Origin of the sequence: Arthrobacter sp. 260 (genome assembly GCF_013116745.1) — a bacterium.
Taxonomy (GTDB): domain Bacteria; phylum Actinomycetota; class Actinomycetes; order Actinomycetales; family Micrococcaceae; genus Arthrobacter_D.
Genome location: NZ_JABFOE010000012.1, coordinates 24,631 through 45,112, shown reverse-complemented (window position 1 = coordinate 45,112; position 20,482 = coordinate 24,631). Strand labels below are relative to the sequence as shown.

20 protein-coding genes, 1 pseudogene and 1 riboswitch are annotated in these 20,482 nt (G+C 59.0%); of the genes and pseudogenes, 3 read left to right on the top strand and 18 right to left on the bottom strand.

Features of this window, described 5'->3' with window-relative positions; all coding sequences use genetic code 11:
• Window positions 1-112: 112 nt before the first annotated feature.
• Window positions 113-424, top strand: a pseudogene (locus HMI57_RS19160) (hypothetical protein).
• 159 nt (window positions 425-583) lie between these two features.
• Here HMI57_RS19160 and HMI57_RS13680 read toward each other — a convergent pair.
• Window positions 584-1,459 carry a LysM peptidoglycan-binding domain-containing protein gene (locus tag HMI57_RS13680; protein ID WP_171586561.1) on the bottom strand — a complete coding sequence of 292 codons (876 nt, stop codon included), beginning with the start codon at window positions 1,457-1,459 and terminating at the stop codon, window positions 584-586.
• 3 nt (window positions 1,460-1,462) lie between these two features.
• A riboswitch (cyclic di-AMP (ydaO/yuaA leader) is annotated at window positions 1,463-1,707 on the bottom strand.
• A gap of 280 nt (window positions 1,708-1,987) precedes the next feature.
• Here HMI57_RS13680 and HMI57_RS13675 point away from each other — a divergent pair.
• The gene (locus HMI57_RS13675; RefSeq protein ID WP_346655214.1) at window positions 1,988-2,395 is read left to right on the top strand and encodes a metal-sensitive transcriptional regulator; all 408 of its coding nucleotides are present in this window, start codon (window positions 1,988-1,990) and stop codon (window positions 2,393-2,395) included.
• A gap of 480 nt (window positions 2,396-2,875) precedes the next feature.
• Here HMI57_RS13675 and HMI57_RS13670 read toward each other — a convergent pair whose 3' ends face one another.
• The 9 genes from HMI57_RS13670 to HMI57_RS13630 all read right to left on the bottom strand — a co-directional run bounded on the left by HMI57_RS13670 (window position 2,876) and on the right by HMI57_RS13630 (window position 11,242).
• The gene (locus HMI57_RS13670; protein ID WP_346655213.1) at window positions 2,876-3,769 is read right to left on the bottom strand and encodes a F510_1955 family glycosylhydrolase; all 894 of its coding nucleotides are present in this window, start codon (window positions 3,767-3,769) and stop codon (window positions 2,876-2,878) included.
• Between the two features lie 87 nt (window positions 3,770-3,856).
• On the bottom strand, window positions 3,857-4,498 hold the full coding sequence (locus HMI57_RS13665) for a DUF305 domain-containing protein (RefSeq protein ID WP_171586560.1): 642 nt from the start codon (window positions 4,496-4,498) through the stop codon (window positions 3,857-3,859).
• A 730-nt stretch (window positions 4,499-5,228) separates the two neighbouring features.
• Window positions 5,229-7,376 carry a heavy metal translocating P-type ATPase gene (locus tag HMI57_RS13660; RefSeq protein WP_171586559.1) on the bottom strand — a complete coding sequence of 716 codons (2,148 nt, stop codon included), beginning with the start codon at window positions 7,374-7,376 and terminating at the stop codon, window positions 5,229-5,231.
• 50 nt (window positions 7,377-7,426) lie between these two features.
• A complete protein-coding gene (locus tag HMI57_RS13655) occupies window positions 7,427-7,750 on the bottom strand; it encodes a heavy metal-associated domain-containing protein (protein ID WP_171586622.1) in 324 nt (107 codons plus the stop codon).
• 276 nt (window positions 7,751-8,026) lie between these two features.
• Complete coding sequence (locus HMI57_RS13650) at window positions 8,027-8,617, bottom strand: DUF305 domain-containing protein (RefSeq protein WP_228721119.1); 591 nt, start codon at window positions 8,615-8,617, stop codon at window positions 8,027-8,029.
• A gap of 36 nt (window positions 8,618-8,653) precedes the next feature.
• Window positions 8,654-9,064, bottom strand: coding sequence for a four-helix bundle copper-binding protein (locus HMI57_RS13645; protein WP_171586558.1), 411 nt, complete (start codon window positions 9,062-9,064; stop codon window positions 8,654-8,656).
• Between the two features lie 162 nt (window positions 9,065-9,226).
• On the bottom strand, window positions 9,227-9,700 hold the full coding sequence (locus HMI57_RS13640; RefSeq protein ID WP_171586557.1) for a hypothetical protein: 474 nt from the start codon (window positions 9,698-9,700) through the stop codon (window positions 9,227-9,229).
• Window positions 9,701-9,827: 127 nt separating this feature from the next.
• Window positions 9,828-10,589, bottom strand: coding sequence for a cytochrome c biogenesis protein CcdA (locus HMI57_RS13635; protein WP_171586556.1), 762 nt, complete (start codon window positions 10,587-10,589; stop codon window positions 9,828-9,830).
• 35 nt (window positions 10,590-10,624) lie between these two features.
• Window positions 10,625-11,242: a TlpA disulfide reductase family protein gene (locus tag HMI57_RS13630; RefSeq protein WP_171586555.1), complete on the bottom strand. Its 618-nt coding sequence runs from the start codon at window positions 11,240-11,242 to the stop codon at window positions 10,625-10,627.
• A 419-nt stretch (window positions 11,243-11,661) separates the two neighbouring features.
• On the opposite strand from HMI57_RS13630, the gene HMI57_RS13625 reads away from it, so the two are divergent.
• Window positions 11,662-14,220, top strand: a complete 2,559-nt coding sequence (locus HMI57_RS13625) for an AAA family ATPase (protein ID WP_171586554.1) — start codon at window positions 11,662-11,664, stop codon at window positions 14,218-14,220.
• Window positions 14,221-14,525: 305 nt separating this feature from the next.
• On the opposite strand, the gene HMI57_RS13620 is transcribed toward HMI57_RS13625, so the two are convergent.
• The 8 genes from HMI57_RS13620 to HMI57_RS13585 form a co-directional block, all read right to left on the bottom strand.
• Window positions 14,526-15,002, bottom strand: coding sequence for a hypothetical protein (locus tag HMI57_RS13620; protein WP_171586553.1), 477 nt, complete (start codon window positions 15,000-15,002; stop codon window positions 14,526-14,528).
• 254 nt (window positions 15,003-15,256) lie between these two features.
• Window positions 15,257-15,661, bottom strand: a complete 405-nt coding sequence (locus HMI57_RS13615) for an SdpI family protein (RefSeq protein WP_171586552.1) — start codon at window positions 15,659-15,661, stop codon at window positions 15,257-15,259.
• A 342-nt stretch (window positions 15,662-16,003) separates the two neighbouring features.
• Window positions 16,004-16,369: a GntR family transcriptional regulator gene (locus HMI57_RS13610; protein WP_171586551.1), complete on the bottom strand. Its 366-nt coding sequence runs from the start codon at window positions 16,367-16,369 to the stop codon at window positions 16,004-16,006.
• Window positions 16,369-17,370 (bottom strand): hypothetical protein, encoded by a 1,002-nt coding sequence (locus HMI57_RS13605; RefSeq protein WP_171586550.1) that lies wholly within the window; start codon window positions 17,368-17,370, stop codon window positions 16,369-16,371. The genes HMI57_RS13610 and HMI57_RS13605 overlap by 1 nt, the downstream gene beginning before the upstream one ends.
• A gap of 356 nt (window positions 17,371-17,726) precedes the next feature.
• Window positions 17,727-18,326, bottom strand: a complete 600-nt coding sequence (locus HMI57_RS13600; RefSeq protein ID WP_024476698.1) for a cadmium resistance transporter — start codon at window positions 18,324-18,326, stop codon at window positions 17,727-17,729.
• Complete coding sequence (locus HMI57_RS13595) at window positions 18,323-18,682, bottom strand: metalloregulator ArsR/SmtB family transcription factor (protein WP_024476697.1); 360 nt, start codon at window positions 18,680-18,682, stop codon at window positions 18,323-18,325. Before HMI57_RS13595 ends, HMI57_RS13600 begins: the two co-directional genes overlap by 4 nt.
• Before the next feature lie 306 nt (window positions 18,683-18,988).
• Window positions 18,989-19,570, bottom strand: coding sequence for a recombinase family protein (locus HMI57_RS13590; RefSeq protein ID WP_024476696.1), 582 nt, complete (start codon window positions 19,568-19,570; stop codon window positions 18,989-18,991).
• 278 nt (window positions 19,571-19,848) lie between these two features.
• On the bottom strand, window positions 19,849-20,238 hold the full coding sequence (locus HMI57_RS13585; protein WP_024476695.1) for a heavy metal-responsive transcriptional regulator: 390 nt from the start codon (window positions 20,236-20,238) through the stop codon (window positions 19,849-19,851).
• Window positions 20,239-20,482: the final 244 nt, after the last annotated feature.

Here is a 20,482-nt window from a genome sequence, read left to right as displayed (position 1 = left end):
AGTGGTTCCATGATCCAAGAAACTCGCATCTGCACGATCTCCCAGTGAACAAGGCGGGCAATCCTTGCGCCGTATAGTGCCAGCTCGACAGCACCAAAGTTAGGGTGGAGGTATGGCAACTATCAGTATCGAGCAGACACAGACTCAGGCCCGCGCTCTCCTGGATTCCCGCATTGAATCCGTAACCGCATTAGTCAAGGCGAGGCAACGAGTCGCTGACCTCAAAGAATAACTCGCAGAAGCCGAGAAGGACGACAAGCGCGCCTACGTGCGTGCCACCAAAGACGGGTGGAGTGCTGATGAGCTCAAGAAGCTCGGACTAGAGAACAGTGCTGCCGGTCGTCGCCGTTCCTCCACACGTAAAACAGCAGACCAAGAGCCAGCATTGCAGCAGACCGACGACACAGAAGCTCGCCAGGGCTGACGCACAACCGACACAAGTAGGAGAGTATGGGCGACTGGGAACGATGAGACAATCAATCGGTTTGTCCGTGCCTGCTTGAACGCAAAAGTGGCAGGCGCCTCCGTCCAGGACACCTGCCACTTTTGTTCAGTTTACGGAGGCTCTCCGTAAAGTTTGTTGTTAGCCGTTGACTCGCACGAAGTATGATCCGGCGAGGTCCGACAATGGGTGCTCAATGGTGAGGTTGGACCCGTTCATGCCGCTGCTGATGACGTTGCCGTTCCCGACATAAATGCCGATGTGGCCAGGGCGGACGACGAGGTCACCAGGGACCGGGCTTGAAACCCGGGTTCCGTACTGGTCGAACTGCAGGGGTCCGAGGTCGCCAACGTTCAGGCCGATGGAGCGCAGTGCTCGCTCGACGAGGATGGTGCAGTCCTGGATGGATCCAAGCTGGCCGTACGCGGAAGCGACCAATGCTGCGCCGACTGCGGACGACGGAGCCGCCTTAGCTGGAGGTGCAATCGGGGTGATGGAACCAGAAGCTAAAGTCATCATTGCTGGTGCAGCGGCGGGGGCTGGTGCAGCTGCCGGAGCGGCTGGTGCAGGTGCAGGTGCCGAGTAGAAGGTCTGGCTTGCAGCAGCTGCTGGAACGGCGGCCGCGCTGACGGCTGCGCCACCGGTGAGCTGGATCTGCTGCCCCGGGTAGATGACTGAGGCGTAGGACAGGCCATTTTGGGCCAAAAGGTTATCAAGGTTGATACCGTGCAGTGCAGCGATCGCGCCCAAGGTGTCGCCGGCGACAACGGTGTGGACACCTGCGGCCGTTGCTGGTGCTGAGATGGTTGTTGACTGCGCTGCTGCGGCGTCTTGGGTATAGGTTCCGGCCTGGGCGGTTGCTCCGACGGAGAAGACGAGACTGCCCGTCGCTGCTGCGATGATGGCTGGCTTGCCCAGTGCTACGGCGTTGGTCTTCGCAGAGTAGGTCAGCCCTTCGAGGGCGATGGAATGGGTGGTAGCGGCGCGGTGGCGTGCCGGAATGGACGTACGTGACATGGTAATTTGCCTCTCCCATGCCTGCGGGGTGAGCTGTCGGGTTCGGATGGGAGTCACCCGGCCGTCCGCCATCCCAGAGCTTCCCGGCAATCGCGAACGATGCTGGTTCTGCGCTGGATAGTCAGATCGACTTAACCCCGAGGGTCACCGCGTACGGTGGCCCGGTGGAAACGTGGTTCCCCCGTCCCTGCCATCTGGATTGTGCGAACGGCTCCCGGTACAGCGGCAGGACTCGGCATTCTGCACGGGAATGTGCTCTCGGCGGGGTGCCGGAATCACTCGATCGAGAATACCCCACCGTGGTATTTAAGTCACGTTAAGATAACGGTCCCCGGCTGCAATTCCAGACCCACCGTATTCCGCGGGCCCACGAACCATTATTGGAACCAAATTCAATGTCTGAGCGTTCCAACCCGGTCTCGATATCGGCAATACTGATGGTGGCTACGCGGAACGCGTAGTTGGGGACGCGCCAACGATCTCATCCGCCAGCACCGGAGTATCTGTTGGTCATGAAAGGAACGAACCGTGAGCGCCGAATCCGGAACTCGAAGCAATACCAAACGCACGATGAGGACAGCTTCTGCCACCGAGTCCGACCCGGCAGGTCCATCAGGTGATCAACCGGTGACTACCGCCGCGGTACACGGCTACACCTCGGACAAGGCCGCCTATTTGCGGCGTTTGAAGCGCATCGAAGGACAAGTCCGCGGGATAGCGCGCATGGTTGACGAGGATCAGTACTGTATCGATATCCTCACCCAGGTCGCCGCAGTCAACAGTGCCATGCATGCCGTCAGCCTCGGCCTGCTGGAAAACCATTTACAGCATTGCGTCGTCGCCGCAGCACACGAAGCCGGAACAAGCGGATCTTCTGTAGCTATCGACGCAAAAGTCAAGGAAGCAACCCAGGCGATCAGCAGGCTCCTGCGCTAAACACAAAGACGTCGCTACAAGCTGTCCGATACGTTCAGATCCTCGCGCGGGTGGTGTGCCTGTTACCCGTGGCACCTAGTCCGGTGAGACCGCGTGACTTATAGATGGAAAGTCCCAAGGCAACGAAGAGGGCAACCAGAGCAGCTGGGACCGGGCGCCAGTTGCAGGTCGTGCTTGAGACTTACGCGCTGATGCTTTACGACAGGCAGGCCCATGACTCATCATCCCCAGCACTCCATCGCAGCGCCCATGTCGACCACGCCCATTACTACCTTGAGACCTTCATCGCCGACCTGATACGCGCAGAGGTTCAGAACAGGACTGCGGAGGTGTCCATGAACTCGGCAGATCTTGCCCGTTACTGCATCTATGCCATGGATGCCGCCAGTTCACTCTCCTCACGCGACGCTGTACCAGTTCTAGTGGACCGTCACAGTGCAAGGGATCTACCACTAGAACACGCCTTGCAGGGTCTAGTGGCTACTGGTGGTTCGACCTAATGTCCATGAAGGTCTGACCGTTGTCGTTGGATACCTGGACGCTGTCTTCGGTGGCAACCCAGATCCGCAGTGTGGAGTCGTCAAGCATGTGGGTCGCAATCGCCGCCGCCTCACCGGGAACTACCCCTTGCTCGACCCAGGTCAGACCAGCGTCACTACTGGTGTAAATCCTGCCCTCAGGGGTAATTCCGGCCGCTTTTCCCTCAGAAAGTGCGGTGAGCATCAGCAAGGGTGCGCTGGGCACTGCGGCCCACGTCGCTCCGTTATCGGTGGAGCGTTGCAGGCCGTCCTCGGTGGTTGCCAGGACAATACTGTCTCGGGGTGTTGCGGCCAGGTTGAAAGCCGGAAGTTGCTCATCCACTGATTCCCACGTCGTTCCATCGGCGCTGATCCGAAGCTGACCGTCGAATCCCACTATTCCGCCGTCAGTGGCCGCGAGAGCATGGAAGTCCGACTCCCCCTGGCGGGACAACGGCTGCCAGGTCTGACCCTGATCAGTGGACCGAATCAAACCCACGGGGTTCGGCAAATCAGACCCTGGGCCGGGATGACCTGAAGCATAAAATTCGCCGTTCCCGGCCGTGGTGAAACCCATCAAATCAATGGTCGGCCCGATCTGGATTGCCGGCGACTCGGAGACGTCGAACAGCCCATCGTGAGTGGCCAGTAGCACCCGATTCGAGTTCACGCTCATGCCATGGATATGACCGGTGGGGTAGCCCTGCGCGCTGGTAGCAGACTCAGAGGATTCACTGGTGTCCGAGCCCTGTGGGACTTGCGGTGAGCAGGCCGTGAGGACCAGGAGGCCGGCGGTGAGGACCGCCATTTTGGCGCCTCGTTGCGGGTAGGAGAGAAGAAGTTTGGGGCGGGGCACGGTGATAATCCTTCGGGTCACAGGAAGTAAGGGAGAGGTAGGGAGGGCCAGATGTCTGGCCCTCCCTACTAGCGAACTAGTGCCGAGTTAGAGTTCGGCGAGCAGTTCTTCCATTTCCTGGATTTCGGCCTGCTGGGTTTCCACGATCGTCTCGGCGAGGGCGATCGCTTCAGGATTCTCGCCGTTGTCGATTTCTTCTTGCGCCATGTCTACCGCCCCGTTGTGGTGTTCGGTCATGGATTCGAGGAACATCCTGGCTGCGTCGTCGCCTTCGGCTGATTCGAGGTCAGCCATCTGATCGTCGTCCATCATTCCGTCCATGCCACCCATGGATCCCATGTCGTGGCCCTCCATGCCGCCTTCAGGCTCAACGGGTTCATCCCACGCTTCCAGCCAGCTGGTCATGGTTTCGATTTCGGGACCCTGCGCATCCTTGATTTGGGTGGCCAGGTCAAGGACGTCGGGGCTGACGTCATCTTTAGCGAGCATCATGTCGCTCATTTCCACCGCTTGCTGGTGGTGGGGAATCATCATCTGGGCGAACATGACATCCGCGTCATTGTGCTCGGCGGACACCTCAGCACTGGATTCGGTTGCCGTAGGTGATGATTCCTGGGTGGAAGCCGTTGGCTCGGCTGCCGGGGTAGCGGGTTCGTTGTCGCTTCCGCATCCCGCGAGGGTGATGACGGCTGCGACGCTCAATGCTGAGAGGGAGAGGGAACGCTTCATGGTGATCTGATCCTTTGTGAATTCATCTGATGAATAGTCTGTAATGGGGCCCGTACTGGGCGTGCATGCCAACGGGTGCGAGCAGATGCACACGGATAAGGCAGGTGCCGGCGTTTTATGTCCGGCTGATACAGAGTTGAATCAAAGAAGGAACAGGGATCGATAGGGGCCGCAGCCGAATCAAGGGCGGACCACGCAGAAGTACTGACCCGGGAACGAATTTCTGGGAACGTATGAGAAACGCCAGCACGGCGACGACGATGACCGCCAGGAGACACATTCCCAGGGCCGCCCCGTCATTGCCGCAGGACCCCACACATCCCTGACCAACTTCGGCGGCGGTCCCCTCCGAGGCTGCGGGGACATCGTTTCCCTGGACGGGATGCGAACCGCTCATCGACGTCGCAGGATCGGTGTCCGATGTCATGGAATTGGTCGAAACCACAGCACCGTGGGCTAAGGCGCCCTGCGCCGAAACTCCCTGCGCTGAAATACCATGCGTTGACGGGCCGTGACCGCCCATCCATACGTGCATTGCCAGGATCCCGATGATCATTGCGGTAAACCATAGAAAGGTGAGGGCTGACCGCGACAGATCGAGCATTGCCCGTTGCCTGATCATGCCTGCCACTGCCGTTACCCTTCGTTTTCCGTTGCTTGTTCCAGCCTAGTGAACTCCTGACCTAGTCCTCCAATCAAGAGGACGACGCCGGGAGTTCCCTCACTCCGGTTAGGTGGTGGTGAAGCGTTCGGGGCTGAGGTCGATCCTGCGCAGCAGCTGGGCGTTCAGGGCGACCACAATGGTGGAAACACTCATTAGGACCGCTCCCGCTGCGGGCGAGAGCACGAAACCAGCGAAAGCCAACACGCCGGCGGCCAGCGGCACAGCAATGAGATTGTATCCCGTGGCCCACACCAGGTTCTGGATCATCTTCCGGTAACTAGCCCTGGACAAGTCGATCATCGCCAGGACTGACCGTGGATCGTTGCCCGCCAGCACCACGCCGGCGGATTCCATTGCTACGTCGGTTCCGGCACCGATAGCGATCCCGACCTCGGCGCGGGCCAGGGCGGGGGCGTCATTCACACCGTCGCCGACCATCGCCACTTTCAGGCCGCGGGACTGCAATTCAGCGACCTTGGAATCCTTATCCTGCGGTAACACGTCGGCGAAAACTTCGTCGATACCGAGTTCAGTCCCGACAGCGTCCGCGACCTGGCGTGCGTCGCCGGTAATCATCGCGACCTTCACGCCCCGGGCCTGTAGCGCTTTTACCGCCGCCCGGGACTCATCCCTGACCCGGTCCTCGAGTCGCACAGCCCCAATAACGGCGCCATCCCGGACCACATGCAGCACAGAAGCGCCGCGGCCGACCCATTCCTGGACGGTAGCGCTCATGTCCGAAGGGGTCTCTACTTGCAGTTCCTTGAGCATATTCGGTCCACCAACAATGACCGCTGTCCCGTTGACTGTCGCCCGAACGCCCCGGCCCGTCATGGAAGAAAAGTCGCTGCCACGATAACCGAACGCTGTAGATTCCGGTGTGTCCATCGCAGCCTTGACGATGGCCCGGGCGACCGGGTGCTCACTGTCGGACTCTGCGGCTGCGGCCAGGCCCAACATTTCCGCGTCAGTCATTGTCCCGGAGGTGACGGTGGCGGTGACAGCGTGCCGACCTTCGGTGAGGGTCCCGGTCTTGTCGAACAACACAATGTCGACGGTGCGCATGCGCTCCAACGCCATCCTGTTCTTGATCAGCACACCGGCTTTCGCTGCGCGTTCCGTCGAAATTGCGATCACCAGCGGGATCGCCAGACCGAGGGCGTGTGGGCAGGCGATGACCAAGACCGTCACGGTCCGAATGACCGCATCATCGGGGCTCCCCAGCAGGATCCACGCGATGAAGGTGAAGATGCCAGCGATCAGGGCGAAGTAAAACAGCAGTGCAGCGGCCCTGTCGGCGAGGGCCTGGGCTTTCGACGACGAGGCCTGCGCCTCAGCGACCAGGCGCTGGATCCCTGCCAGAGTAGTATCTGACCCAACGGCGGTAACCCGCACCCGGACCGCGTTATCGGTGGCTACCGTTCCCGCGACCACCACCTCACCGATCGTGCGTTGCACGGTGCGGGATTCGCCGGTGATCATGGCCTCATCGAACTCGGCTATCCCGTCAACGATCTCGCCATCAGCTGGCACCCGGGCCCCTGAACGGACCAGGACGACGTCGCCGGTGACCAGCGAGCTCACCGGGACGGTTTCGATTCCCGCGTCGGTGACCTTATCCGCCTCATCCGGTAGCAGCGCGGCCAACGCGTCCAGGGCACCCGCAGCGGATCCGAGGGCACGCATTTCCATCCAGTGCCCCAACAACATGATGACCACCAGCAATGCCAGTTCCCACCAGAAGTCCAGGTTGAAATCGCCTATCCCGAGGGTTGTGACCCAGGATGCGATGAAGGCGACGCTGATGGCCATGGCAATCAGTAGCATCATCCCGGGTTGCCGGGTCTTGAGTTCAGTAACCCCACCTTTGAGGAACGGGGCACCGCCGTAGAAGAAGATGATGGTGCCCAGAATGGGTGAAATCCACATCGACCCCGGGAAATCCGGTGGCGTGTAGCCGACGATCATGGCGAACATGTGGCTAAACAACACCACTGGAACGGCCAGGATCAGGCTCAACCAGAATTTGTTTTTGAACATTGCGGTGGAGTGCCCGGCATGCTCGCCGTGGGAGTGCACCTCATGGTCCGCGTCAGCCGGCCGGGTTCGGTGACCGTTGTCTTCGTGTTGATCAGGATCCAACGCGGAGGTCGGTTCCGTTGTGGGCATGGCCTGGCCGTGCGTATCGGCATTCGTGTGGTGCTGGTGTTTCATGGTTTTTCTCCTTCAGTCAAACGGGATCGTGTCCCGGACCTGAGAAAAGATCAGGCGTTAGAAAGCTGGTACCCGGCTTGCTCGACCGCGGAGCGGACTGCTGCTGCGGGAACAGCTTGGTTGCTGAGGACGGTGACCGTGGAGGTCCCGCCGGAAACGAGGTTAATCTGGACGTCGGTGACGTCATCGATCTCGCCGACTGCAGAGGTAACCCGGGACGCACATGAACCGCAGGTCAAGCCGGCCACACCGAAACTGGCGCTGATGCTGCCAACTGTGGGAACTGATGTGGTTTTGCTGTCCTGGGGGGCGCAGCAGGCGCATCCGGAAGATGATGTGTCGGTCAGAGTCAGATCGGAAGAAGTGCCGCACATGATGATCTCCAAACAGAAGGGGTGGGTATTCGAGATTCAGCGGCTGAAACAACATGGTGGTCGTCCACGTTGGCTGCAGTCGCGTTGAGGGACCTTCAAGGAGTAAGCGGCCTTTAGTCGGGCTCGGACTTCCCGTTCCGGTACCCACAAAGTATACCCCCTAGGGGTATAAGTCAAGGCCGACCCTCTTGTGTACTTTTCCCGACCATGACAGGCCGAGAGCAAGGGCGGGGCGCCCTCAATTCAGAGAGCGCCCCAACCTCTTGTGTTCCTTTGTCACTCGGATGCATATCGGTCGAGGATCGATTGCATTTGGCTGATTTCCTCTCGCTGGGTCTCCACGATCGCATCGCACAGTTCCACTATTTCTGGATCCGTGATGTTTGATTCCTGGCAGACCAGGATGGCGCGGGAGTGGTGCGGAATCATTGACTTCAGGAATTCTTCGTTGCCGACGAAGGTTTCCGTCCGCCCGAGGGAGAACGCGCCCACGAAGAGCACGGTGAATCCGACCAGCATGGCGATGTTCGCTTTTTTGTTCTTAAACATCGACCACATGCCCACGACCATGACGATCGCCATCGCCCCGACCATTAACAACGCCATCCAGAAGTTACTTAGGTTGAAGTAGAAGTGATCGATGGACCGCACCATCGACATTGACAGCACCCACATCAGCCCGAGACTGATCAAGAGGATGACACCGAACTTTAGATACATTTTGGCTGAACCACTGCTCTTGGACTGGTCCTGGCCGCCCCGGGCGTTGTCTTTGCCGGAAACCGTTTCTTGCTGGCCGTGTTCGTGATGCTCGCGCCCGGAGCCTCTTACTGGGTGACTACCTGGTGTGTTATCTGCTGAATTCATGAAGTGCTCCTTGGATCACCGGTAGGGAAAAGGTGTCTACCCCAGCGAAGACAGTAGTTCTTCGCAAGCCTTTTCACAGCGCCGGCAGGCATCGGCACAGACCCGGCAGTGATCGTGCATCTCGGCGTGCTGTCCACACTCATCCGCGCAGGCTTTGCAGGCCGCGCGGCAGGCCTCAAGCACGGCCCGTGTGAGCGCCGCGTCGTACCCGGTGCGACGGGTCAAAACGTTGCCGGTGGTCGCGCAAATATCGGCACAGTCCAGGTTGGTGCGGATGCACTTCGTCAGCTCAGCGACCATGCCCTCGCTTAGGCACGCATCCGCGCATGCGGTGCAGGTCTGAGCACATTCGAAGCAAGCCTCAATGCATTCGGCGAGCTTTTCCTTATCCACTCCCCCAAGATCCTTGGGAAAGGTATCGAGCATTGACGTCACGTGATGTGTCATTGGTTTCTCCTCAATCAGGGTGCAACTGATCTACGTCAGCTGCTGTTCGTCTTTTTCGTTCTGGAGCTGGGCGCCGATGGGGCGACCGGAAGACCGATGCTATCGGCTGGAGGCAGGCGATATGGCGGGCCAGGGAGGACCGGCGCACCAGGGAAGAGTGGTTTATGTACGACTGATGGATAGAGCCGTCAGCGACGGCCGAAGATGATCACGCTTCTCAAGAGCCGGATCAAAGAATCCCGGCGGCATATACCTGTGATCTGCAGGAAGCAGTTCCAGCCACACTGGAAGGGCCACGCCCTGCTCCGCCGGTAGCGCACGCTGCGGCGCCGTAACCCGCTCCGCAGTGCTTACCTGTTGATGGCAGCACGTTTGTGCCGACGGGGAATGCGAGGGTGCCACGGTCATGACTGGCGTATTCGCCTCGCTACCCTGCCCTAATAAATCCATACCCACCGCAAGGTGCGCCATTGGGGAGGGATTGTGTTGTTCCATCTGAAGGCACAAAGCCGCGGCGCCAGAAGAGGTGAACGCGATCAGCAGTGAAAAGCTCAACACGAGGCGCATCACCGTCTGTACGGTGATGCCCGTTCTGCCCCGCGCTGAAACAGTGATGGGTCCTCCCGGCTTGTTCACCTGACGACCACCCTAGTAAAACGTAAGCTAACTGACTAGGAGCGCGCGCTCTTGTGCGGTAGACGACGGCTCGTTCCCGACCGCCGGAACCAGTTGCCCAGATTTTGGCGTCCCGAAAAGAGTTCGATCAGATGGGAAGTAGTACGGAGTTCGCAAACCAGTTCTGCAGCTGAGAAACCCATGCACCCCAGAGTCCTGAGACCATCAGCAGGCCGAGGGTTATGAGGATTGATCCTCCGGTCCGCTGTAGTTTTTTCCTGTGCCTGCGGAAGAAAGCCAAGGCGCCCATTCCGCGGCGTGCACCCAGCGCGATGAGCAGGAACGGCACACCAAGGCCCAGGCAGTAGAAAAAAGTCAGTAATGCCCCCTTGGCGGCTCCGGATCCATCGGTGAAAGCTAGGAGCTGCACAGCCGAGAGTGTAGGGCCGATACACGGCGCCCAACCGAGTCCGAAGGTGATGCCCAGCACTGGTGCACCCCACAGGCCGGTAGGCGCTTTGGTATGTAACTTCACGTCCCTTTGAAACCACGACAAGCCACCGAGAAAGACCACGCCCATCAGGATGACCACAAGGCCGAGCACTTGGGTGATCCACGCTTGTTCCGCATTTTGCAGCCATGCCCCCAGCTGCCCAAAAACCGCACCAATCAACATAAACACCACAGAGAAGCCGAGCACGAACAACCCAATTCCAGCGAGCATCCGGCCACGCTTTTGCTTCTCCAAATCCACCCCGGTCAACCCGGTGACATACCCCAGATATCCTGGCACGAGCGGCAGTACACAGGGGGAAGCAAAGGAAACAAGGCCCGCCAGCACCGCCACAGGAACGGCAAGCAACAACGAACCGCTGAGAATGGTTTCAGCAAACGGATTATTTACCGCCATGGGCGCCATGTGCGGTAAAGACGGAAGGCCTATACTCACTGTTCGGCCAGCACATCGGTAATGAGTGCATCGAGAGTACTTTTCTCAGCAAGGCCGATGATACGTCCAGCCACCCGACCCTGCTTGTCCAGTACAAGTGTGCTGGGAACAGCCTGCGGCGGAACGTACTCGGTCAGTGCCAGCAGCGTTCCACCATCTTCGTCGTTGACACTCGGATAGGTGATGTCGAAGGTACGTTCAAACGCTTCGGCGGTGGCTTTTTCGTCCCGGATGTTCACCCCAAGAAACTGAACCCCGGCACCATTGTGCTCTTCATAAAGGGCCTGGAGGTCCGGAGCTTCCACCCGGCAGGGTGCGCAGGCGGCATACCAGATGTTCAACACGGTGACCTGCCCCTTCCAATCGGCTACGTCCACCGCCGTGCCGTCATAGAGTTCAGCCACCAAACCCACGGGCTCCCCACGGGAGTCGGGGGCGAACTCCGAAACCGAGCCGTCGCCAGCAATGTAGTTTTTACTATCACCTGCCCGGGCCTGTTCGGATAGCGGATCTTCAACGGCACAGCCTGTCATTGCTAGTGAAACCCCCAGGATGAGGATCACCGGAACCACCCTCTTCTGGGTGATGCCCAGCAATGGACGATAACGACGCATTTCAACCTCCTCTTACGGCATTAGTGCGACGATACCCTACTGTTCTACAACCCGTAGAAATTCCTTACGGTGGGAACCTCAGGCTTTACAACGCCGGTCAACGTGAGGATGTCCGCCCGTAAGACGGTCCCTCACCGCGACACTTTTTCGCCGCTCCCCCCAGCGACAGAAATCCCATATGTGGATCGCAGCGCTATATGGCCGTCTTTCTGCACCGCTATCTGGCGTGTCAGATGGGGCGGTCCGCTTCGAACTTCATGCAATATGAGACAGAAAAGTTTGGAAACACCCTCTATGGAGGCGACTTCCGCTGAGAGCGCGATCACTCCTGGGGTGGCTAAGTTTGGAACCGATAGCCTTGCGGGACTAGCCACCTTGCACCCGGCTGAGCAACGCCAGCCTCGATGGAACGAGATCAAATGTCCGCTTACGAAGACGTACTCGACTGGATTGCTACCCGATCCTGGTGGCAGCAACGAGCGCTGGCGCGCATAGCCAGCGGTGAGACGATCGGTGAGGACGATTACGAGGAAATCGCTAAAAGTCTGTTCGAGTTGCCACCCGCTGCTCCGGAAGGGGGCTGGCTGGCGTCGGTCACCGCCCCTGAGATCGCGAATGATGAACCCGTTCGGATCATCTCTGTTAAAGGCGTGGCGAATGTCAATCGACTTGCCGAGAACCAGGAGCTGACCTTCGCGCCGGACGGTCTTACGGTCGTGTACGGCAACAATGGCAGCGGGAAGTCCGGCTATGCGCGCATACTGCAGTCCATGGTGCGCGCACGTCACCGCGCAGACATCCTCCCAGACGTTTTTACTGAATTTCCGGGAGAGCAGTCCGGGCAGGTGACGTTCCTCATCGCTGAGACCGAACACGTCTCGTCACTTGGGTCCGCTGCCGATCCTGCCCTCGGCCGCGTGGCTCTATATGACGAGCGCTGCGGAGACACGTACATCAACTCGGAAGCTGAGATCTCCTACCGACCTTCGGCGGTTCAGCTTCTGGATGATCTCTCGATGGTGACCGCAGGCGTACGACGTGTCATTGATGGGTGGAAAACCGAGAAGAGCACGCCTGAAGCCCTCCCAGTCGTCACCGATCCAAGCTCAGCTGCAACGTTTCTTCGGTCTCTCACGGCAAACACTAAAGATGACGAGATCGCCACGGCAACGTCTTGCCCTCACGATATCGATCAGAAGCTGAGCGACCAGGTCGAGGAAGTGGCTCGGCTTCGGACTGCTGATCCGGGGCAGGAGAAGCAGAAGCTGATCCGCACGGCCGATGCGCTGAATCTGACCGCAGGTCACCTGTCCGGCCTCGACCGCTCCTTGGGCTTGGCTGTGCACGAGAAGCTCAAGGGCTTGCGCGAGAGCGCGAAGGCAGCCCAGGAAGCGGCGGACGCAGCGTCTTTCACTACGTTCGGAGACGAGCCGCTCACCGGCATCGGATCACCGATTTGGAAGGCGTTGTGGCAAGCGGCGGAGAAGTACTCGCGTGTCGTCTACCCAAACCACGACTTTCCGCACTCAGATGACGGAGCAGTCTGCGTTCTGTGTCAGCAGTCTCTCGACGGCGGAGGCGCGGCGCGCCTGAAGCGGTTTCACGAGTTCGTCTCGGACACAACGGCTCAGGACGCTGAGTCGGCCAAGAAGGCGCTCGAAGCGTTTCTCACAACTCTCGGCCGGCAACCAGTCGAGAGCCAACCGGTGGTGGTCGCCATCGCGGCGGTCGAGCAGTCAGAACCGGGATTTGCTGCGAGAATTCAGGTGCTGTTCGACGCATTCCGCGCGCGCCAGGCGGCCATGATCTCCGATGAGCTACCGACCGGCGTGAGCGTCGCCGCGGAGGTCGCCACGCTTGCCACCCAAGAGAAAGACCTCCGAGATCAAGCTGATCTAATTGATGCCACTGACTTCACCGAACGTCTCACTCAGGCCCAGACTGAAGAGAACCGGCTGCGCAACCAGATCGCGATGCGCGACGGGAAGACCCTGATCGAGTTGGAACGTACCCGCCTGCGTAAGTTGGCGGTGCTCAGCGATAAGTTCTCGGAAACGAACACGCGCGCCATCACCGACAAGGTGGGCGAGCTGACGAAAAAATACGTTACTGAAGAAGCCCGAGACCGTTTCACTCGCGAGACGGACCGGCTCGAACTGGAGCGAGTCACCTTTAGGGCAACAAAATCGCGCCAAGGAGCTGGCCTGCTCCATAAGGCCGATTTCTTGAACGCGAGTGCAGGCGCCCGCCTCGTCGATGTCCTCTCGGAAGGCGAGAAGACAGCGCTCGGTTTCGCCGGGTTCCTGACAGAAGTGCATTTCGACACGAGCAAGTCGGCGTTGGTATTCGACGACCCCGTGTCCTCGCTCGACCACATGCGGCGAGAGGCGGTCGCCAATCGAATCGTCGACCTGGCTGGAGAGCGGCAGGTCATTGTCTTCACGCATGACATCGGATTTACTATGGCCCTTCGCAAAGCCACAGAGGTAGATGAGGTTCCCTTCGCGACCCGCGGCATCGAACGCAAGCGAAAGATCGGCCCCGGCTTCACCACCCTCAAGCATCCGTGGACGGCGCAGGACGCCGCGCAACGCGTGAATAGCCTCAGGCAAGAGGTCGCTTCGCTACGCCGCAACGAGGAAGGGATGTCTGAACCGGATTACCAGCGCGCAACCGAGGAGATCGCGGGTCACATGTCCCAGACTTGGGAACGCATCATCAGCCAAGTGCTGGCCGAGCCGCTTGTGGACTATCGAGCTCTTGAAGTCCGAGTCGGAAAGCTGAGAGTCATTGGTCGAGTCACTCCTGATGACATCAAGACGTACGACGATTCCTACAGCATGATCTCGGCATGGGCTGCTCGGCATGATCCTCACCCCGAGTTAAATTACACACCTCCGTCAGTACAAACTCTCACGAACGAAATTGAGGTGCTCGACGTGTGGTTGAAAAGTGTCAAGAAGTACCAAGGGAGCTGACTCTTGCGGTGAATGAGATGTACTCCTCGGTCCATAGATTCACGTACTTGTCTCGTATGCTTTGGGTTACAAGACTCTGGAACGAGACACCCGCACTCCCCCGCCGCTGCCGCTCTTCGCTGTCTTGCCACTCTGTCTCCTAAGTAGGAGCGCTAAATTGCGACTAGATAGTTGGTTGCGAGACAGTGGTCCGTCCCATAAGCCGATCCTCCATCGGAATGGCAGTAGTTCTCAACCGGCCGGTCCTCGTCCCCTGTCGGCGGGGGTGCATCCAACCGCGCCAAAGGTTGACAACCTCGATTCGATTATTGCCCCCGGTAGGGAAGGTATTCGACGGTTTGCGTGTGGCGCGTCCGCACGCCATCTCGGTGGGGTCCGCTGACGCTTCTGCCGTCTGAATCGAGTAGCTCAGAGGTGTGTCGAGTGCTACGAACAGTGCCCCCACGAAGGACCAGGTGTTCGACCACTTCGAGGGCTTCGATCACGCCGTCATTGTCGTAGTCGCCTCCGAATGTCCACCAACCAAGATCCGCTCCCTCCAGGACAACGACGAAGCCGGGGGTCACACAAAGGTTGAACGGCATCGCACCCACACGGTGCGGCCGGACAATGATGACGTGAGAGAACTCTGCCTGGACCATGGACACGGTTACATTGCCGGCATCACCCACCAGAGCAATGACCCGCGCGGTCAGGACATCGCCGGGAGTTGGGGCGAGGAGCTGGCGGGCCCGGTCCGCCTCTTCGATCGGTTGCTGGCGTTTGAAGAACCTGACTTTCACATTGCCCCTTATGGTTCCTTAGAATCTACCGCCCATTCACGACGTTGGAGGTCAACGGTGTCCTACAGGAGGATCCCTCAGCGCTACATGTTTTTGCTAGAAGTTCGCCTCACATGACAGCACGATGACCTCCCGTACACCAGGGTTCCGCTACGACCACTTGGCGGTGTCCGGTTCTGCTGTATTTAGGGTCTTGGAAGGAGAGTCGCCAACCTGAAGAAGAGCGCGATCTGAACAGTCTTCCTCACGGAGAACTAGCTAACCTTCTTTGCGGCTCTATCTGCGGCTATCCCTGCCGCGATAAGCGGTCCGATGATTGCAAGCATGCCTGAAAGGATTACTACTGCATTTGTCGGTTCATTTGGTTCAAAGCCCGTGACAAAGAGAGCAATTAACCCTAGGACAGCTGCCGTAACCGCTCCAATAGCACTTACTGCGACCCATAGCACCCCGGCCTTATGGCCTCGTTCCCAAGCCTCGTCTGAGGAAAGGGTCGCACGTGTACGAAGCCCGATAGCATTGTTACGGGTGATCCGACCAGAGTTAAGCATCGCTCCAGTGCAGCCGAACACCAAGCCCATGAAGACGAAGAAAATTAGGGCCACAAAAATCGGCATGGCCGCATCATTCACAAGTTCCCCCGTGCTGTAGTCCGTCATATGACACTTTCAGGATAAGTCTTGATGCTCAAATCGAGTCCTGCACACCCGGAGATCCAAGTTGTTCATCTGGACGCACCATGGAAGGCCAGAGTGAAATTCTTCATCTGGTTTTAATCCTCATGCCGGTCACAAGCCGGTCCTCCACCGCGACACTTTTTCGCCGCTCCCCCGGCGACAAAAACCCCATACGTGTGACTGTTAGCCAGGAATGGCGGTTAATCTCAGCTTCAGTTGGCGGTTCTGCCGTCCTATTTAGCGATCCCCCACCGCGACACCGAGCCCCGCAAAGATATGCAAATGGCTGCATATCGGGGTGAGAAGGCGACAACCTGTTCGCAATCAGGGGGATTTGGGGTAGCTGCCCCAGCCGGTCGCGAGGATCCCTTGCGCCTGGTCTAAGTCCAATCCCGCGTCTATCGCCGTCCTAGCAAATGCTTGTGCGGCCGCGAGAACCGGAGGAGTCGTAATGAAACCGACGTTGACCCTGGTGCCAGCAGCGCGTCCGGTCCGAATCATTCCGACGTGCTCGAGCTCCTTATAGGCCTTAGCCACGGTACCGACTGCGACGCGAAGGTCGGCCGCCAGCTGCCGGACCGTCGGTAGTCGGCTGTCTTCAATCAGTTGGCCGGTCCTAATGAGCGCCTCCAGCTGGGATCTGATTTGCTCCGTAGGAGAGATCGAAGAAGCCGGATCTACACTAATCATCAGATTGGAACCTGCCCTACAGGTGGCCTGATGCCATGGCTGACCGCCGCTGCATCTGACACCGCGGCCATAGCGCGAAAGAGCAGAACTAGACCGGTCATTGCAATAGCCACGGACACGGCCATCAGGACGATCGCCAGCGTGTGACCCGGCTCGACAGCAACGGTGCCCGGAACAGCGCTAAGGTCCGCGGTCGGAACAGGATCCCGGTTAGCGTTGAGCAGCGCAATACCAGTTACGAAACCCAAACCCGCAATCTGAAAGCCCAAGGCCGCACTTGAGAACGCCATCACGAATCTCGTCTGCAAGGTTCTGAAAGCATCATCCAACGTGAACAGCTCAGGGGACATTGGCCGCGGTGCCAAAGCGATGCGACGCAGCGTCCAATAAACAGCAACAATGAACAACACAGTGCACACCACGACGGGAACGCCGTAAAACCAACCCGGGAATGGCCCAGTAGCATTCATGTTGTATTGAACATCGACAACTTGGCCGTCCTCTACACCCCACCCCGATAACCCTCGGTAGGCGTAGATCCGATGCAGTCCATTTTCATCCGTCGCTGAATAGCTTCCGGTGAGAATAAGCCCCAAGATCAAGAGCACCGCAGAAACCAGAGGAAGAACGAACACCCATTGTCTACCGAAACTCATCGAGTTTCGGGGCTCAAGATCCGCCACTCTAGGCCGCCTCTCGTCCTCCAACCACTGAACACGTGGCCATAGATTGAGAACCAAAAGCGCCACCAATGCGCCTATGCCACCGGCGAGAGCGTAGGGCAAACCATGCAGAGAAGTCAGCGAACCGCCTAGGGAAAAAGCGGTAACCGATGCAGCCATGCCAGCCAACAGCGCGACCAGCAAAGCCTGCCACTCCCGCCGAAGATAAGCGACCGCGGCGTCCCTCTCACCGCTCGAAAGCTGATCAACATGCCTCTGTAGATTAGTTCGACTATTTGGCAACCTCCGAAGGATCATCCCCAAGGCGGTGATGATCAAAGCCACAAACGTAATGGCTAGCAATATCCATATAGCACCCATCATTCCCCACTCTCAACCCGCAAAGCCCGTCTTGTATCTTCAACGCAATACAAACACGCGCTTATGTCTTGTGTCAACATCGAGACACAAGAATTGGTCGCCTCGAAACTGACCACAACGCATGTCGGACCGTGGAGCGTAAGCCGGTCCTTCACCGCGACACTTTTTCGCCACTCCCCCGGCCACAAAAATCCCATATGTGTGACTGTGTGACTGTTAACTAAGAATGGCGGTTATTCGCAGCTTCGTTTGGCGGTTCGAGCTGAACCATGACGAGGGGCGAACATGCGGCATGGGTGTCTGACCTGCTCTTGTTAGAGTCCAAAGGCTCCGCCGCTGACGAGGATGACGACACCGAGACCAATCAGGACGATCGGGAAGAGGATGTGTTCCCAGCGTTCTAGAATTTCGGCGATCGACGGCCTGGTGGCGACGAACTTTGCCAGCATGACGAGGACCGCGACGAGCGCGAGGAAGACAGCACAATAGGCGACGACGGCGGCAGGTCCTACGCTGAGAAAGACCGGCACGTAGACGCCGATATTGTCCCCACCGTTGGCGAAGGTGACCGCAGCGACAGTCCACATGGTCACGTTCTTGCCGGAAACCTTCGCCTCGTCGTCATCGTCATTATCCCCGCGCCAAGCTTGCCATGCGGCCCATAGCCCCAGGAATAGGGGTATGAGTCCGAAGTAGGGGATGACCTGCGGGGGCAGGAATGCCCCTGCCCCCAACGACACGAGCACGGCCGCACCCAAGATGGCTGCGAAGCCCAGATACTGGCCTGCGAGGATCCGGGCTGTTGTCCCCCGTTGCCCGGCACCGCGGGCGAAGAACAATGACAGCACGATGATGTCGTCGATATTGGTGGCGACAAACAGGCCAATCGCCTGCAGAACCGAGGACAGCATCATGCGTCCGCTGCTGCGTTGCAGCACCCGGGAACTGAACAGGCAGGATCAATACAGGGGGCGCTCTCATCCACGGCGAGAGTGACATCGACCAGCGCGGTGAGCGCGGAGGCAAGATGAGGGTCAGCGATGTCGTACCGTGTCTGGCGGCCCTCAAGCGCAGCAGAGACGATCCCACATTCCCTGAGGCAAGTGAGGTGGTTAGACACATTCGAACGCGTCAGGCCCAAGTCGGCAGCAAGGGCAGTGGGATAGCTCGGTGCGTCCAACAGCATCATGAGGATCCGAGAGCGGGTCGGATCGGCCATGGCACGGCCGAGTCGGTTCATCACGTCCAAGCGTGAGGCAGTAGTCAGCATCTACTGAACTATACATCAGCGGCTGACCTTTCGTGAGCGACTTGTTACGCGGTAGGCCAGCAGTTCTAGTGTTACTTTGCCGTCCTGAACAGTGCCGCAATTGTTCGTATTCGCTACAAGCAGTCCAGTCAACGACAATGTCGTTTTCAGTAGCTGTCTGCACGGGCGCCCGCGGAATTCCGGGGTAGTGCAGACGAGTATGGACATTGAAACGTCAGAAGTGCCCTGCACGGAAGTGCATTCTGCTCAATAGTCCTCTGCACCAGCAGTCATTTTTCAGAAGTCGCCTGCACCAACCTGCAGGAACTACTTCTTTGGTGCCTCGGTCGCGCCTGTCGCCGGGACCCATCGGTAGAGGGTGGGAACGGAGACTCCTAGGGTGTCGGCGACCTCCCGGGGCGGTGTTCCCTGGTGGAGGAGCTTTCGGGCTGAGCGGATCTTGGCATCCGTCATGATGCGTTTGCGGCCGCCGACCCGTCCTTGTTCACGAGCGGCCTGCAGGCCGGCCTGGGTACGTTCGATCATGAGTTCCCGTTCCATCTGGGCCAGGGAAGCCATGACGTTGAAAAAGAAGCGTCCGGAGACCGTGGTGGTGTCGATTGCATCGGTGAGGCTGACGAATCCTACGCCGCGGTCGTTCAGTCCGCCGGCGAAATCCAGGAGGTCTTTCACGCTCCGGCCCAGGCGGTCCAGCTTCCACACCACCAGGGTGTCACCTTTGCGCAGGTTATCCAGCGCCTGGTCGAGGCCGGGGCGTTGGGACTTGGTGCCGCTGATCGTGTCTTTGTAGATCTTGTCGCATCCGGCCTTCTGTAGGGCGTCGCGCTGCAGGTCCAGATTCTGGTCCCGGGTGGAAACCCGGGCGTAGCCGATGCGGTGCGTGGTCATGGAGGGTGTTCTCTTCTCAAAACTCGGTTCGGGGTCTTAGTTCGACTGTACAGATTCGAGAACTATTTGTGAGAACGGGGGCGGGTTGCAGATTCTTCTTCGTCGAGCCAATTTTCCGCGGCAGGACGTCGCGCCACTTCGATGAGCGATCGATCTAGGGATTCTCGATTCGATGCTTTCTCGGAATCCTTCGTTTGTAAGAAGGACTCCGCACTACTACGCGGTGCCAGCGGAATGGTGGGTACGGCGGGCAGAGGGAGTAATAGGCGTTGCTCTCATTAGAGGTAGCTGCAGATGCGTTCGGGATCGCAGGCTGCCGGGTCTCCCGCGGCCGCCGCTTCATGGAACTCGGCGACGGTCGCCCGCAGCGCGGTGAGTTCTGCGATCCGGGCGTCGAGGTCGTGGAGCTGCTTGGCCAGCAGATCCTTCACGTGTATGCAGGGGGCGTGGCCGATGTCCCGGACGGCGAGGATCTCTCCGATCTGGGCCAGGGTGAGTCCGGCGGTGCGTCCGCGGCGGATAAATTCGAGCCGGCTGACCGTCTCGTGGGGGTAGTCGCGGTATCCGTTCGGTGCCCTGTCGGTGGCCGGCAACAGGCCACGGTCCTCGTAGAACCGCAGTGTCTTCGTCGTCATTCCGGCGGCTGCGGCGGTTTCGCCAATACGCATCATGTACCTCTTATCCCGGGGCTTCCCCTTACCTTCCAGTTTAGTGGAAGGTAAAGAAGTGCTATTGGAAGCCGGTTCTGCAACCCGGAGCGGGGAAACCACATCTTCGGGGCTCCGCGGTTCGGGGCCCAGACCAGGGGCGCGATGGGTTTCTTGACCTTCCCCCATGGTGGAAGGTGCAGACTGGGGGCAGAACCATGCACGAGGCACCGTTACGGGTAGTTCAGAACGGCGCTGTTGTACG

Excerpts from the sequence above, each read along its gene's own strand:
- HMI57_RS13680 (WP_171586561.1), bottom strand. The coding sequence starts at position 1,459 with ATGTCACGTACGTCCATTCCGGCACGCCACCGCGCCGCTACCACCCAT.
- HMI57_RS13665 (WP_171586560.1), bottom strand. The coding sequence starts at position 4,498 with ATGAAGCGTTCCCTCTCCCTCTCAGCATTGAGCGTCGCAGCCGTCATC.
- HMI57_RS13660 (WP_171586559.1), bottom strand. The coding sequence starts at position 7,376 with ATGAAACACCAGCACCACACGAATGCCGATACGCACGGCCAGGCCATG.
- HMI57_RS13655 (WP_171586622.1), bottom strand. The coding sequence starts at position 7,750 with ATGTGCGGCACTTCTTCCGATCTGACTCTGACCGACACATCATCTTCC.
- HMI57_RS13650 (WP_228721119.1), bottom strand. The coding sequence starts at position 8,617 with ATGAATTCAGCAGATAACACACCAGGTAGTCACCCAGTAAGAGGCTCC.
- HMI57_RS13645 (WP_171586558.1), bottom strand. The coding sequence starts at position 9,064 with ATGACACATCACGTGACGTCAATGCTCGATACCTTTCCCAAGGATCTT.
- HMI57_RS13635 (WP_171586556.1), bottom strand. The coding sequence starts at position 10,589 with ATGGCGGTAAATAATCCGTTTGCTGAAACCATTCTCAGCGGTTCGTTG.
- HMI57_RS13630 (WP_171586555.1), bottom strand. The coding sequence starts at position 11,242 with ATGCGTCGTTATCGTCCATTGCTGGGCATCACCCAGAAGAGGGTGGTT.
- HMI57_RS13625 (WP_171586554.1), top strand. The coding sequence starts at position 11,662 with ATGTCCGCTTACGAAGACGTACTCGACTGGATTGCTACCCGATCCTGG.
- HMI57_RS13615 (WP_171586552.1), bottom strand. The coding sequence starts at position 15,661 with ATGACGGACTACAGCACGGGGGAACTTGTGAATGATGCGGCCATGCCG.
- HMI57_RS13610 (WP_171586551.1), bottom strand. The coding sequence starts at position 16,369 with ATGATTAGTGTAGATCCGGCTTCTTCGATCTCTCCTACGGAGCAAATC.
- HMI57_RS13600 (WP_024476698.1), bottom strand. The coding sequence starts at position 18,326 with ATGATGCTGTCCTCGGTTCTGCAGGCGATTGGCCTGTTTGTCGCCACC.
- HMI57_RS13595 (WP_024476697.1), bottom strand. The coding sequence starts at position 18,682 with ATGCTGACTACTGCCTCACGCTTGGACGTGATGAACCGACTCGGCCGT.
- HMI57_RS13590 (WP_024476696.1), bottom strand. The coding sequence starts at position 19,570 with ATGACCACGCACCGCATCGGCTACGCCCGGGTTTCCACCCGGGACCAG.
- HMI57_RS13585 (WP_024476695.1), bottom strand. The coding sequence starts at position 20,238 with ATGCGTATTGGCGAAACCGCCGCAGCCGCCGGAATGACGACGAAGACA.